At 58.6% G+C, this 14,757-nt stretch carries 14 protein-coding genes; 13 read left to right on the forward strand and 1 reads right to left on the reverse strand.

Annotated features, from left to right (window positions below):
- The 3 genes from BN1800_RS30170 to BN1800_RS30180 all read left to right on the forward strand — a co-directional run.
- On the forward strand, positions 1–665 hold a 665-nt coding region (locus BN1800_RS30170), incomplete at its 5' end, for a HEPN domain-containing protein (protein ID WP_087002722.1).
- Between the two features lie 205 nt (positions 666–870).
- A complete protein-coding gene (gene galE / locus BN1800_RS30175) occupies positions 871–1,851 on the forward strand; it encodes a UDP-glucose 4-epimerase GalE (protein ID WP_087002724.1) in 981 nt (326 codons plus the stop codon).
- Between the two features lie 10 nt (positions 1,852–1,861).
- A complete protein-coding gene (locus tag BN1800_RS30180) occupies positions 1,862–3,379 on the forward strand; it encodes an alkaline phosphatase family protein (RefSeq protein WP_087002725.1) in 1,518 nt (505 codons plus the stop codon).
- Between the two features lie 4 nt (positions 3,380–3,383).
- Here BN1800_RS30180 and BN1800_RS30185 read toward each other — a convergent pair whose 3' ends face one another.
- Entirely contained in the window at positions 3,384–3,893 is a 510-nt protein-coding gene (locus BN1800_RS30185) for a DUF1993 domain-containing protein (RefSeq protein ID WP_087002727.1), read from the reverse strand.
- 317 nt (positions 3,894–4,210) lie between these two features.
- Here BN1800_RS30185 and BN1800_RS30190 point away from each other — a divergent pair, with 317 nt between their 5' ends.
- The 10 genes from BN1800_RS30190 to BN1800_RS30235 all read left to right on the forward strand — a co-directional run bounded on the left by BN1800_RS30190 (position 4,211) and on the right by BN1800_RS30235 (position 14,663).
- Positions 4,211–5,140, forward strand: a complete 930-nt coding sequence (locus BN1800_RS30190) for a sugar ABC transporter substrate-binding protein (RefSeq protein WP_027512025.1) — start codon at positions 4,211–4,213, stop codon at positions 5,138–5,140.
- Between the two features lie 77 nt (positions 5,141–5,217).
- Positions 5,218–6,759: a sugar ABC transporter ATP-binding protein gene (locus BN1800_RS30195; protein WP_027512026.1), complete on the forward strand. Its 1,542-nt coding sequence runs from the start codon at positions 5,218–5,220 to the stop codon at positions 6,757–6,759.
- Positions 6,760–6,796: 37 nt separating this feature from the next.
- Positions 6,797–7,822, forward strand: coding sequence for an ABC transporter permease (locus tag BN1800_RS30200; RefSeq protein WP_087002729.1), 1,026 nt, complete (start codon positions 6,797–6,799; stop codon positions 7,820–7,822).
- 150 nt (positions 7,823–7,972) lie between these two features.
- Positions 7,973–9,031 carry a dipeptidase gene (locus BN1800_RS30205; protein WP_087002731.1) on the forward strand — a complete coding sequence of 353 codons (1,059 nt, stop codon included), beginning with the start codon at positions 7,973–7,975 and terminating at the stop codon, positions 9,029–9,031.
- Positions 9,032–9,077: 46 nt separating this feature from the next.
- The gene (locus BN1800_RS30210; RefSeq protein ID WP_087002733.1) at positions 9,078–10,721 is read left to right on the forward strand and encodes an ABC transporter substrate-binding protein; all 1,644 of its coding nucleotides are present in this window, start codon (positions 9,078–9,080) and stop codon (positions 10,719–10,721) included.
- Positions 10,722–10,739: 18 nt separating this feature from the next.
- The gene (locus tag BN1800_RS30215) at positions 10,740–11,807 is read left to right on the forward strand and encodes an ABC transporter permease (RefSeq protein WP_179213926.1); all 1,068 of its coding nucleotides are present in this window, start codon (positions 10,740–10,742) and stop codon (positions 11,805–11,807) included.
- Positions 11,804–12,739, forward strand: a complete 936-nt coding sequence (locus tag BN1800_RS30220) for an ABC transporter permease (RefSeq protein ID WP_087002737.1) — start codon at positions 11,804–11,806, stop codon at positions 12,737–12,739. The genes BN1800_RS30215 and BN1800_RS30220 overlap by 4 nt, the downstream gene beginning before the upstream one ends.
- A complete protein-coding gene (locus BN1800_RS30225) occupies positions 12,736–13,569 on the forward strand; it encodes an ABC transporter ATP-binding protein (RefSeq protein WP_027512032.1) in 834 nt (277 codons plus the stop codon). Before BN1800_RS30220 ends, BN1800_RS30225 begins: the two co-directional genes overlap by 4 nt.
- Positions 13,566–14,315 (forward strand): ABC transporter ATP-binding protein, encoded by a 750-nt coding sequence (locus tag BN1800_RS30230; protein ID WP_087002738.1) that lies wholly within the window; start codon positions 13,566–13,568, stop codon positions 14,313–14,315. The genes BN1800_RS30225 and BN1800_RS30230 overlap by 4 nt, the downstream gene beginning before the upstream one ends.
- A gap of 159 nt (positions 14,316–14,474) precedes the next feature.
- Positions 14,475–14,663 carry a hypothetical protein gene (locus BN1800_RS30235; protein WP_027512034.1) on the forward strand — a complete coding sequence of 63 codons (189 nt, stop codon included), beginning with the start codon at positions 14,475–14,477 and terminating at the stop codon, positions 14,661–14,663.
- The last annotated feature ends 94 nt before the right edge of the window (positions 14,664–14,757 follow it).

The raw sequence follows: 14,757 nt of genomic DNA on the forward strand, positions 1-14,757 counted from the left end.
ATTGGGAGAAAGCGACCGACCGGCTGCTTTGGGATAAGGACGTGAAGACGCCGGTCGGGCTGATCGTCCATGGCGCCCGGGAGGTGAACAACTTTTTGGCCGACGGCCAGTATTTCTTCGTCGACATCCTGCGCGAGGGCATCGTGCTCTACGAGCTCGACGACCGGCCGCTGGCCGAGCCGAAAAAGCTAACCGCCCTGGAGCGCTATAAGGCGGCTGCCAAACACTATTCGGCGATGCTACCAGCATCCGACCGCTTGTTGGAAACAGCGCGCTTTCATCTCGAAAAGACGAAAAGCGATCCGGAATGGACAAAGGATACTGCATTCACGCTGCACCAAGCGATCGAGCGACTGTATTCAGCGCTGCTCCTCACGCTGACCAACTACAGCCCGCCGTCGCATAATCTGAAATTCCTGCGGGGGCTGGCGGAAGACCAGGACCGCCGGCTCATCGACGCCTGGCCACGTGACCAGCACCGCTATATCGCCTGGTACAACATTCTCAACGAAGCCTATGTAAAGGCCCGATACTCGAAACACTTCGAGATCACCGAAGAAGCGCTAGCCTGGCTGCTTGAGCGAACGGAACACCTTCACCGGCTCGTCGAGGCCATTTGTAAGGAGCATCTGACGGAACTCGAGCGAGCAAGCCGCGACAATTGACAGTAACCTTGGTCTCGGTTGGTTCGCGACCGGGCGTGGGTAGCGCCGCCTGTGAAAAATTTTCGCCGCTATTTATCCGGCACCGCAGTGCTTTTGCGGACATCAGCATGGTGCGCTGCAGCACGTATTGCGGATTCCTTCTTTTTCTTGCCGTCGATCTCCTCTAAGTCTTGTCGTACCCGACGTGGCAACAAAGGTGATATATATGGCAGGTGAAACTGTTCTCGTGGTCGGCGGAGCCGGCTATATCGGCTCTCATACGTGCCTCGATCTGGCGAACAAGGGTTACAAACCCGTCGTCTTCGACAATTTCTCGAATGGTCATCGCGAATTCGTCAGGTGGGGTCCCACCGAGGAAGGCGATATTCGCGATCGCGCCCGGCTCGAGGAGGTGCTGGCCAAGCACAAGCCTTCGGCGATTTTGCATTTTGCAGCGCTGATCGAAGTCGGGGAATCGGTGAAGGATCCTGTTTCCTTCTACGAGAACAATGTTATCGGGACGTTGACCCTGCTTTCGGCCGCGCAGGCCGCAGGCATCAAGGCTTTCGTCTTCTCGTCCACCTGCGCGACATATGGGCTGCCGCAGAGCGTGCCGCTTGATGAGGCGCACCGGCAGGTGCCGATTAATCCCTACGGGCGGACGAAGTACATCGTCGAGCAGGCGCTCGCCGATTATGACCAGTACAAGGGTCTCCGTTCCGTGATCCTGCGGTATTTCAATGCGGCGGGCGCGGATTTCGAAGGACGGATCGGCGAATGGCATCAGCCGGAAACGCATGCCATTCCGCTTGCAATCGACGCGGCACTCGGCCGCCGGCAGGGTTTCAAGGTCTTCGGCAGCGACTACGAGACACGCGATGGCACCTGCGTGCGCGACTATATCCACGTGCTCGATCTGGCGGATGCGCATGTGCGCGCCGTCGAATATCTGTTGAGGGGCGGCGATTCCGTTGCGCTGAACCTCGGGACGGGGACGGGCACGACGGTCAAGGAATTGCTCGGGGCGATCGAAGACGTGTCGAAGCGGCCTTTCCCGGTCGAATATATCGGGCGCCGGGAAGGTGATTCGCACACGCTGGTTGCCAATAACGACAAGGCCCGCGATGTGCTTGGCTGGGTACCGCAGTATGATCTTTCGCAGATAATCCAGTCGGCCTGGAACTGGCATTCCAGATCCAATCACTGAGGCGGCTTTCATGAAGCGGCCGAACGTCCTCCTGATCACCGCGGATCAATGGCGCGGTGATTGCCTTTCGGCCGCTGGCCACGCCTGTGTAAGGACGCCGAATGTCGATGCGCTGGCAAGGGAGGGCGTGCTTTTTCGCAATCACTTCGCCGGCGCGGCACCCTGTTCGCCGGCGCGGGCGACGCTTTATACCGGCCTTTACCAGATGAACCACCGGGTTTGCCGGAACGGCTCGCCGCTCGACCGCCGCTTCGACAATCTGGCGCTGGCGGCAAGGCGCGCCGGCTATGACCCGACTTTGTTCGGCTATACGGATACCGCGCCTGACCCGCGCGAACTTGACAGGAACGACCCGCACCTTCAGACCTACGAAGGTCTGCTGCCAGGGTTTACCGCGCGCCAGCTCCTGCTTGAGCATGAGAAGCAGTGGCTTTCCTGGTTGCGCTCACGCGGGCATCGCGATGCAGTCAGCCGGCACATCCATGTTCCGGCAGGTAGCGCCCGCGGGGAAATTTCGGCGGAACCGACTAGGTATTCCAGGGATGAAACACAGACTGCGTTTCTTGCAGGGGAATTCATTCGCTGGCTTGGCGAACAGGACGCGCCATGGTTTGCGCATGTCTCATTCCTGCGGCCGCATCCGCCATTTTCGGTGCCTGAGCCCTTCGGCAGCATGTTCAAACCAGACGACGGACCGGAATTTTCACGGGCGAAAAGCCATAGGATCGAAGAGGCGCTGCATCCTTATCTCGGCTACTCGATGCCGAAGAACGACAAGGGCAGCTTCATATATGGCGCCGAGGGTTCGGTCAGCGACTGGAAAGCCGAGGATTTCGCGGCGATCCGGGCGATCTATTACGGGATGATTGCCGAGGTGGATGCGCAGCTCGGCCGGATCTGGCAGGGGCTGAAGGATGCCAGTGCTTGGGACGATACGATCGTCATCTTCACCTCCGACCATGCCGAGATGATGGGCGATCACTGGACACTTGGCAAAGGCGGGTTTTTTGACGGCAGCTATCACATTCCCCTGGTGATCCGCGACCCAACGGCGCCGGCAAGAGGTCATGTGGTCGAGCGCTTCACGAGTGCGGCGGATATCTTTCCGACACTTTGCGACAGCTTGGGCGTCGAGACAGCCAACCATGTCGACGGCCGCTCATTGCGCTCGTTTATCGATCATGGAGATGCGATCGACTGGCGGGAGGCGGCATTCTGGGAATTTGATTTCCGCGACATCGCCAATGGCGAAGCGGAGGGCCACTTCGGTCTGAAATCGAACCAGTGCAATCTCGCGGTGATCCGGAACGAGCGATTCAAATATGTGCATTTTGCCGCCCTGCCGCCGCTGCTCTTCGATCTCAAGGCCGATCCGATGGAGCTCAACAACGTCGCTCCCGATCCAGCCTACGCGGCAACGCGTCTGGAGTGCGCCGAGAGGTTGTTATCGCTCCGGGCGCGGCACCTCGACCAGACGCTTGCTTATACAGAACTGACGGAAAAAGGGCCGGTCACGCGCCGGCCCTGATGGTTCACGAGAAGCGACCGAGATAATCAATCTTGCCGACCGGTGCGCCCTGATTGCGCAGGATCGCGTGTGCCGTCGCAACGTGAAAATAGAAGTTCGGCAGTGCAAAGGTCGTGACATATTCGTCGCCGCGGAAGGTCATCTTGTTTCCGCCGGGCGCGATCGTCACTTCATTCGTCTCGGTGCCTTCGAGCGCTTCCGGCGCTATCGTCGCGAGATAGGCCTCGGTCTTGACGATGCGCTCGCGAAGTTCGGCGATCGTCGTTTCGCTGTCCTCGAATTTCGGCGCCTCGGTGGCGGTCAGGCGGGCGACTGCCAGCTTGGCGGTGTCGCTCGCGCGTTGATATTGGCCGGACAGCGGCAGCATATCGGGTGCCAGCCTGGCGGTGACCAGTTCATTCGGATCAATCCCCTTCTCATTTGCATAAGCCTCGGCCTTGTCGAGATAATTTTTCAGTGTCGCAAGCCCGCGCTGAAACACCGGAACGGTCAGGCGGTACATGGAAATGGACATGGCTTCTCCTTGGGGATTTTTGGTGGGCGCAGCGGTTTCTATCGTTACGTCCGCACATCTAGGCGCGCAGCGTGACGATTTCATCGGCCTGTCCGCCCGTCGCGGCTTTCTATTTTCATTTCCTTAAAAAGAGTTGACGCCGCGTGCAGAAAATGGAATGAATATTCCGCGAGACAAATTTTACGGTTTGTTTGTTCCGTTTTGGACGGGAACTGCGCAACGGGAGTGGCAGCGCGACATATTACGGCTTTTGGGCAGCGCCCAAAGCTCCGGCGTGAGGAGGGTGCAGCCGGACACCGTTTTGTGGAGGAAATAAAATGAGAAAGTTTATCCTGGGCACTGCGATGGCGCTCGTCATGTCGACGGCTGCTCACGCAGAAACCGTTGGCGTTTCCATGGCGCTCTTCGACGACAACTTCCTGACCGTTCTGCGCAATGGCATGCAGGATTACGCCAAGACGCTGGATGGCGTGACGCTGCAGGTTGAAGACGCACAGAACGACGTCGCCAAGCAGCAGAGCCAGATCCAGAACTTCATCGCATCCAAGGTCGACGCCATCATCGTCAACCCGGTCGATACAGATGCCACCACCGCCATGTCGAAAATTGCCGCCGATGCCGGAATTCCACTCGTCTACGTGAACCGCGAGCCAGTGAATGTCGATACGCTTCCGGACAAGCAGGCGTTCGTTGCTTCCAACGAACAGGAGTCAGGCACGCTGGAAACCAAGGAAGTTTGCCGCCTTCTCGGTGGCAAGGGCAAGGCTATCATCATGATGGGCGAGCTTTCCAACCAAGCTGCCCGCATGCGCACCAAGGACGTTCATGACGTCGTCGCGACCGACGAATGCAAGGGCATCGAGATCGTCGAAGAGCAAACGGCCAACTGGTCCCGCACCCAGGGATCCGACCTGATGACCAATTGGCTCTCCAGCGGCATTGAGTTCGATGCCGTCATCTCGAACAATGACGAAATGGCAATCGGTGCGATCCAGGCGCTCAAGGCTGCCGGCAAGGATTTGAGCAAGATCGTCATCGGCGGCGTCGATGCCACGCAGGATGCGCTCGCCGCCATGCAGGCCGGCGACCTCGACGTGACGGTGTTCCAGGACGCTGCCGGTCAGGGTAAGGGCTCTCTTGATGCGGCTCTGAAGCTCGCCAAGGGCGAAAAGATCGAGAAGAAGGTCTACATTCCCTTCCAGCTCGTCACGCCGGAAAACGTCAAAGACTTCGTTGCCAAGAACTGAGGCGAAGAAATTGCGGATGTGGGCCAAACGGCCCGCATCCGTTTCGTCCGTCGTCGGATATCCGGAGAGGAGATGAGATGGCCGTCAGCCCTTCCACTATGGCCGCTGTTCGTGCAAGCGGAGCCGTCCCGAACGCGGAATATCTCCTGAGCGCCGAGGGCATCCGCAAGGAATTTCCCGGTGTGGTCGCACTCGATGATGTGCAGTTCCGGCTGAAGCGCGGCTCCGTGCACGCGCTGATGGGAGAGAACGGCGCCGGCAAATCGACTTTGATGAAGATATTGGCCGGCATCTATACGCCGGACAAAGGTGACGTGCGCCTGAAGGGCGTGGAAATACAGCTCAAGTCGCCGCTCGACGCGCTGGAAAACGGCATTGCCATGATCCATCAGGAACTGAACCTGATGCCTTTCATGACGGTTGCCGAAAACATCTGGATCCGCCGCGAGCCCAAGAACCGGTTCGGCTTCGTCGACCATGGCGAAATGTACCGGATGACTGAAGAGCTTTTCCAGCGGCTCAATATAACCATCGATCCTGATATCGAGGTTCGCCACCTCTCGGTCGCAAGCCGTCAGATGGTCGAGATCGCCAAGGCGGTTTCCTATAACTCCGACGTGCTCATCATGGACGAGCCGACATCGGCGCTCACCGAGCGCGAAGTGGCACATCTTTTTGAGATCATCCGCGGCCTGAAGGTGCACGGTATCGGTATCGTCTACATTACCCACAAGATGAACGAGCTGTTCGAGATCGCCGACGAGTTTTCGGTATTCCGCGACGGCAAATATATCGGCACGCACGCATCGACTGATGTGACGCGCAACGACATCATTCGCATGATGGTCGGCCGTGAGATCACGCAGATGTTCCCGAAGGAAGAGGTTCCAATCGGCGACGTGGTACTTTCGGTCAAGAACCTGACTCTCAACAAGGTCTTCCATGATGTTTCGTTCGACGTGCATGCGGGCGAGATCCTCGGCGTTGCAGGCCTTGTGGGCTCAGGCCGTTCGAATGTCGCCGAGACGCTGTTCGGTGTGACGCCGGCAAGCTCCGGCACGATCGAGCTTTTCGGCAAGAAGGTCGATATCAGTTCGCCGACCGACGCGATCAGAAATCACATGGCGTTCCTCACGGAGGACCGCAAAGATACCGGCTGCCTACTGATCCTCAACGTGCTCGAGAACATGCAGATCGCAGTGCTGCAGGACAAATTCGTCAAGGCCGGCTTCGTGCAGGAAGGCGCAATAGAAGCGACATGCGAGGACATGGCGCGCAGGCTGCGTGTCAAGACGCCGAACCTCGACGAGCGGATCGAGAATTTGTCGGGAGGCAACCAGCAGAAGGTTCTGATCGGACGCTGGCTGCTGACCAACCCGCGTATCCTTATTCTTGACGAACCGACGCGCGGCATCGATGTCGGCGCCAAGGCGGAGATTCACAAGCTCGTGACGGAGATGGCCCGCAACGGCGTCGCGGTCATCATGATTTCGTCGGAGATGCCGGAGGTTCTCGGCATGAGTGACCGCATCATGGTCATGCATGAGGGACGGGTGACCGGTTTCCTCAATCGCGACGAAGCAACACAGGTCAAGGTGATGGAGCTCGCCGCACAGTGATCTGCGGCCCCAATCAATCGCCGGAGGGAGGTTTAACATGAATACTGAGGCAGCCGAAAGCCAGGCTCCGCTTGCAACACGGACGAGGCGGCACCGCGTGCCGCCGGAACTCAGTATCTTTTTGGTGCTGATCGGTATCGCGCTCGTTTACGAAATTCTCGGCTGGATTTTCGTCGGCCAGAGTTTCTTGATGAACCCGCAGCGCCTGACGATCATGATCCTGCAGGTGTCGGTGATCGGCATCATTTCGGTCGGTGTCACGCAGGTGATCATCACCGGCGGCATCGATCTCTCATCCGGTTCCGTCGTCGGTATGACGGCAATGATTGCGGCGAGTTTTGCTCAGGCATCGACATGGCCACGTGCGCTCTATCCAGGCCTGACCGACATGCCGTTTTTCGTGCCGATCGGCGTGGGCCTGCTGATCGGCCTCCTGGCCGGCTACATCAACGGACAGTTGATCGCCAAGACAAAGATTCCGCCCTTCATCGCGACACTCGGGATGATGGTCTCGGCGCGCGGTATTTCCAAATGGTATACGAAGGGCCAGCCGGTATCAGGGCTTACGGATCAGTTCAATTTCATCGGTACGGGCATCTGGCCGGTTATCGTGTTCCTTGTTGTGGCACTGATCTTCCACATCGCCCTTCGCTATACGCGCTACGGCAAGTTTACCTATGCGATCGGCGCGAACGTGCAGGCGGCGCGTGTTTCTGGTATCAATGTCGAAGCGCACCTGATCAAGGTCTACGCGATCGCCGGCCTTTTGGCAGGTCTTGCTGGCGTAGTCACGGCAGCTCGTGCTCAAACCGCACAGGCCGGCATGGGCGTGATGTACGAACTCGATGCGATCGCTGCAGCCGTTATCGGAGGCGCGTCGCTGACGGGCGGTGTCGGCCGCATCACCGGTACGGTGATCGGCACGGTCATTCTCGGCGTGATGACGTCGGGCTTCACCTTCCTGCGGGTCGATGCCTATTACCAGGAGATCGTCAAAGGCTTGATCATCGTGGCGGCCGTCATCGTTGACGTCTACCGGCAGAAGAAGCGGACAAAGCACTAATCAGGAATGGGGCCTTCGGGCCCCGTTTTTATTTCAAGCCAAGGCATTTACCCATCCGCATAAATTTCTGAGAAGGGGGCTGGTCAATTCTGCCAGCTTTTCTATTCTGCACGCTTGTCATTTGCTCGGCGGGGCAGAGCAGGAAAACAGATGCAGCTTGTCTTTGATGGCCACAATGACGTTCTCCTCAGGCTTTGGACACATGAAAGGGATGGCAACGACCCGGTTGCCGAATTTCTGAACGGAACGACGTCAGGCCATATCGACGGACCGCGCGCCCGGCAGGGTGGTCTCGCCGGCGGCCTCTGCGCCATATACGTGCCCTCTGGCGATCTCGTCTTTGCCGATCCCGATCAGAACGGACATTACGCAACGCCGCTGGCGGCACCTCTCGACCGGCTGCCGTCGCTCGGCATTGCGACCGAGATGGCGGCGATCGCACTGCGTCTTGACAAGGCAGGCGCCTGGCGTCTCTGCCGGACGGTGAAGGACATCCGCAATGCCATGGCGAGCGGTATCTTTGCCGCGGTCATGCATATTGAAGGCTGCGAGGCGATCGGGCCTGATCTTGCGGCGCTCGAGGTCTTTCATGCGGCGGGCTTGCGCTCTCTGGGACCTGTCTGGAGCAGGCATAATGTCTTCGGGCACGGCGTGCCCTTCGCCTTTCCGATGTTGCCGGATACGGCGCCGGGGCTGACTGGTGCCGGCTTTGAGCTGGTGCGCGAATGCAATCGCCTGGGCATCATGATCGATCTGTCCCACATAACGGAAAAAGGCTTCTGGGACGTCGCGAAGACAACAGATCAACCGCTGGTCGCTACGCATTCGAACGTGCATGCGCTGACGCCGGTGGCGCGCAATCTGACTGATAAGCAGCTTGACGCAATCAGGGAGAGCAATGGGCTTGTCGGTCTCAATTACGCGACAGCGATGTTGAGGCCCGATGGCCGCTCCGAGGGCGACACACCAATCAGCGACATGATCCGCCATATCAACTATCTCGTCGACCGCGTCGGGATCGATTGCGTTGCGCTCGGGTCCGATTTCGATGGCGCGACAATTCCGGACGAAATAGGCGACGCGGCCGGCAACCAGAAGCTGATTGCCGCTCTCCGGGACGTTGGATATGGTGAGGTGGACTTACGGAAACTCGCCAGCGAGAACTGGCTTCGCATCCTGGCTTCGGCGTGGGGGGATAAGAACGTCTGAGCCAAAATACCGCTTTGTAATCAATCAAGAACAAGGGAACAGACCGATGATGATTACCAAATTCAGCCGCAATTTTCGCGCCCTTTCCGCAGGGGCTGCGCTTTCGCTGCTCATGCTGACGGCGCCTGGCGCTTATGCCGAGACGCCGAAGGATACGCTCGTCGAAGGTTTCGCCATCGACGACATCATTACCATGGATCCGGGCGAGGCTTTCGAGCTTTCGACGGCGGAAATGACCACCAATACCTATAGCCTGCTGGTTCGCCTCGACCTGGACGACACGTCGAAGGTCAAGGGTGATCTTGCCGAAAGCTGGAGCGTCTCGGATGACGGCCTGACCTATACGTTCAAGCTGAAGCCCGGACTGAAGTTCGCCTCCGGCAATCCGATCACGGCTGAGGATGTTGCCTGGTCCTTCGAGCGCGCCGTCAAACTCGACAAGAGCCCGGCGTTCATCCTGACGCAGTTCGGTCTGACTGGTGACAACGTCACCGAAAAGGCCAAGGCGGCGGACGAAAATACCTTCGTCTTCACGGTCGACAAGGCCTATGCGCCGAGCTTCGTGCTGAACTGCCTGACGGCAACAGTTGCCTCCGTGGTCGACAAGAAGCTGGTGATGGAACACCTCAAGCCGATGACGCCGAGCGCGGAATACAAGTATGACAACGACTTCGGCAATGAATGGCTGAAGACTGGCTATGCCGGTTCCGGTGCCTACAAGCTGCGCGAATGGCGCGCCAACGAAGTCGTCGTGCTGGAGCGCAACGACAATTACTACGGCGACAAGGCGAAGCTGAACCGCGTCATTTATCGCTACATGAAGGAAAGTGCCGCGCAACGTCTGGCGCTGGAGGCGGGCGACATCGATATCGCGCGCAACCTCGAGCCAGGCGATCTCGAGGCTGTTTCGAAGAACGCCGACCTTGCGTCGACGAGCGCACCGAAAGGCACGATCTATTACGTCAGCCTCAACCTCAAGAACGAGAACCTGAAGAAACCGGAGGTACAGCAGGCCTTCAAGTATCTCGTCGATTATGACGCGATCAGTTCGACCCTCATCAAGGGCATCGGCGAAATCCACCAGACGTTCTTGCCGAAGGGCCAGCTTGGCGCGATTGACGAAAATCCGTTCAAGCTCGACGTTGCCAAGGCCAAGGAACTGCTGGCAAAAGCCGGCCTTCCGGATGGCTTCTCCGTGACGATGGACGTGCGCAACACGCAGCCGGTCACAGGCATTGCCGAATCCATGCAGCAGACGCTGGCGCAAGCCGGCGTGAAACTCGAAATCATTCCGGGCGATGGTAAGCAGACGCTGACAAAATATCGTGCCCGCACACATGACATGTATATCGGCCAATGGGGTTCCGACTATTTCGACCCGAACTCGAATGCCGATACTTTCACGGCGAACCCGGACAATTCGGATGCGGGCACAAACAAGACGCTTGCGTGGCGCAATACCTTCGAAACGCCGGAACTCGACAAGCAAGCCAAGGCCGCGCTACTTGAGCGCGATAGCGCCAAGCGTGCTGCGATATATCAGGACATTCAGAAGAAGTACCTTGAGAACAGCCCCTTCGTCTTTATCTTCCAGCAGATCGAAGTCGCCGGCTATCGTAAGAACCTGAAGGACTTCAAACTCGGACCGAGCTTCGACACGAACTTCGTCGGTCCGATCGCCAAGGAATAATCCGGCAGGATTCGTTCGTTGAGCATTCTGGAAACAAAAATGGAGGCGCGGCCCGCAAAGGGCCGTGCCGCTCCTCTCGCGAAAGCAATCGGGCGTTTCCTGGTTGCTGCCGTGACGACCTATCTCGGACTTCTGGCCGTCACCTTTTTCATCGGCCGTGTCGTGCCGATCGATCCGGTTCTTGCGATCCTGGGCGACCGCGCGCCGACGCATGTCGTTGAGCGCGTGCGTGAAGAGCTCGGCTTCAATCTGCCGCTCTATCAGCAATTCTTCATCTATATCAAAGGTATCCTTTCCGGTGATTTCGGCAATTCGGTTCTGACCACCAATCCGGTGATGACCGATATCCGGCGCGTCTTTCCGGCGACGATCGAGCTTGCGACCCTCGGCACCATCATCGGTGCCGTAATCGGCATTCCGCTGGGCGTGCTTGCAGCCGTCCGGCGCGGCAGCCTTGCCGACCAGATTGTGCGTGTCGTCGGGCTTGTCGGCTATTCCGTGCCGATCTTCTGGCTGGCGCTGATTTCGCTCGTCATATTTTATGCGCAGCTGCGCTGGGTGGCCTTTCCGGGGCGCATCGACATCGTCTTTGAATATACGTTCACGCCGATTACCGGCTTCTATCTGATTGACAGCATCTGGCAGAGGCAGTGGGATGTATTTTATGACGTCTTCCGGCACATCATCCTGCCGGCATCGCTGCTCGGCTATTTCTCGCTCGCCTATATCAGCCGCATGACGCGCAGCTTCATGCTGAACGAACTCAGCCAGGAATATATCGTTGCTGCACGCGCCAAGGGGCTTTCGGAAACCCGCGTAATCTGGGGCCACGCATTGCGTAATGCAGCGGTGCCGCTCGTGACTGTGATCGCACTTTCCTATGCCGGTCTACTCGAGGGCTCAGTGTTGACAGAAACCGTTTTCTCCTGGCCCGGCATTGGCCTTTACATTACCAATTCGCTTCAGAACGCCGACATGAACGCCGTCCTCGGCGGCACGATCGTCATCGGCACGGTCTTCATCGGCATCAACCTTCTGTCCGATCTCCTCTATCGGACGCTCGATCCAAGGACGCGAAGCCGATGACAGTTCCGGCCAGCCAGCCAGCGCCGATGAGCCGCCGCCAGTGGCTGCTTTCCGATCGTCCGCAATCGCGCATGCAGGCCCGTCTCGGTCGGGCCTATGTGACCTGGCGGCAGTTCAGTGCGAACAGGCTTGCCGTCCTTGGTCTCATTATCATTGTCGCGCTGCTGCTCGTTGCCGCCTTCGCTAATCTGTTGGCCACGCATTCGCCGGTGGTCGGCGACCTAAAGAATGCGCGACTTCTGCCGCCGGGTACCGGCGAGTATCTGCTCGGCACGGACGACCAGGGTCGCGATATCCTTTCTCGCCTGATCTACGGGTCGCGGCTGACGCTGTTCGTCGTCGTGCTCGTAGCGATCATCTCGGCGCCGATTGGATTGATTGTCGGCACGGTCTCCGGCTATGCCGGCGGATGGGTGGATGCAGTGTTAATGCGTATCACCGACATCTTCCTGGCGTTCCCGAAGCTGGTGCTGGCGCTTGCCTTTGTCGCCGCGCTCGGGCCGGGCATCCAAAATGCGATCATCGCGATTGCAATCACGTCATGGCCTCCTTACGCCCGCATCGCCCGCGCGGAAACGCTGACGGTGCGGCGCTCGGATTACATCTCGGCCGTCAGGCTGATGGGCGCATCGCCAGTCCGCATTATCATCCGCCATGTCATGCCGCTCTGCCTCTCGTCGCTGATCGTTCGCGTAACGCTCGACATGGCTGGTATTATCCTGACGGCTGCCGGTCTCGGTTTTCTCGGTCTCGGCGCGCAGCCGCCACTGCCGGAATGGGGCGCGATGATCGCCTCGGGTCGCCGTTTCATTCTCGATCAATGGTGGGTCGCAGCCATGCCGGGTATTGCGATTCTCATCGTCAGCCTCGGTTTCAACCTGCTTGGCGACGGCCTGCGCGATGCGCTCGATCCCAAGGAGACCGACCAGTGACGGCTTTGCTGACGGTTGACAATCTGAAGGTCAGCTACCCGACGCGCACCGGCGTGATCGAAGCTGTTCGCGGCGTTTCCTTCACACTGGTCAAGGAACGCCTCGGCATTGTCGGAGAGTCTGGATCCGGCAAGTCGCAGACCGGCCGCGCGATCATGGGGCTCACGCCGAAGCATGGCATCGTCACGGCCGACAGGCTCAACTTCGCCGGCATCGATCTGCTCCAGGCTTCAGCGAAAGAGCGGCGGCGTCTGCGCGGCAAGCGCATCGCCATGGTGTTGCAGGATCCGAAATATTCACTCGATCCGGTGATGTCGATCGGCCGGCAGATCTGCGAGACGCTGAGAACGCATGAGAAGGTCGGCAAGGCCGAGGCGACCGAACGGGCGCTTGCCATGCTGGAGGCGGTGCAGATCCGTGATCCGAAGCGTGTCTTCGATCTCTACCCGCATGAGGTCTCAGGTGGCATGGGCCAGCGTGCAATGATCGCCATGATGCTGATTGCCGGGCCGGAACTGCTCATCGCAGACGAGCCGACCTCGGCACTCGACGTCACCGTGCAGCTCGACGTGTTGAAGATCCTGGACAAGCTGGTTTCCGAGCGCGGCATGGGGCTTATCTTCGTGTCGCATGATCTGCGCCTTGTTTCCTCGTTCTGCGACCGCGTCATCGTGATGTATGCCGGAAAGATCGTTGAAGAGCTTAGGGCTTCCGACCTCAAAAATGCGCAGCACCCCTATACGCAAGGACTTTTGAATTGCATGCCGCAAATCGGCGAAGATCGCCATCCGCTGCCGGTGCTCGACCGCAAGCCGGAGTGGGCTGCATGAGTGCGGCGCTTTCGGTCGAGAATCTCAGCGTCATCTATGACGATTTTCATGCGCTTCAGGATGTCAGCATCGCGGTGGCATCCGGCGGCTCGTTCGGGCTGGTTGGGGAATCCGGTTCCGGCAAGTCGACGCTGCTTCGTGCGGTAGCAGGCCTTGCGCCAGTCAAGGGTGGCGCAATTCGCATTCATGATCAGCTGCTGCAGGGTTCAAAGCGCAGCAAGGCCTTCTATCGAAATGTCCAGATGGTGTTCCAGGACCCTTATGGCTCGCTGCACCCACGCCAGACGATCGACCGACTGCTGCTCGAGCCATTGGCAATTCACGGGATTGCCGACAGCGAGAAGCGCATCGAACGGGCACTGGACGAGGTCGGCCTTGGAAACGGCTTCCGATTTCGCTACCCGCACCAGCTTTCAGGCGGCCAGCGGCAGCGCGTGGCGATTGCGCGCGCCCTGATCGTCGAGCCGTCGATCCTGCTGCTCGATGAACCGACGTCGGCGCTCGACGCTTCCGTGCAGGCGGAGGTGCTCAATCTGCTGGAACAAATCAGGCGTGACCGCAATCTCACCTTTGTCATGGTGAGCCACGACCTTGGTGTCGTCACCCATATGTGCGAAAGGCTTGCCGTGATGCGCAACGGTGCCGTCGTCGAGCGGCTGACCTCGGGCCAACTGGCCAGCGCGGATGTTCACGAGGATTACACGAGAAATTTGATGATCGCGAGCAAAGGCTTCGTCAAAGCCTGAAGCGCGGTTTTTCAAATATTTGAAATCCCTTCGGGCATCGGTGCGCTAAGGTTAAGCGGCCGTTAAAAGACGACTATTCGACTAGACTATTGACAGCCGATTTTCATCTGTCATGATCATGTTAACGAGTGTTAGCTTTCGTGATCGTGGAGGTGAGGCATGTTCTTTCTCGGCGGAATGACCATGGGATATCTCGATCCTCCGGCCAAGGTTGAGCGGAGCGAGCAGACAACCATCTCCGTTCCTGCTGAAAAAGATCGCCGATTGATCGAGGCTTCCTCGGGTGCCCAGAGAGAGGAAAACGCGATCGAGCGTTCGTTGATCTGGGCATGGCGCACGCTTTGCTGAGCCGTCTGTGGGGCGTGGGTCAGATTTTCTATCCCTCGCCCTCTGGACGGAAATTTATCTCTACCTAGCTTATAGAGAATATAGGAATATCGGT

This window comes from Rhizobium sullae, assembly GCF_900169785.1.
GTDB lineage: Bacteria > Pseudomonadota > Alphaproteobacteria > Rhizobiales > Rhizobiaceae > Rhizobium > Rhizobium sullae.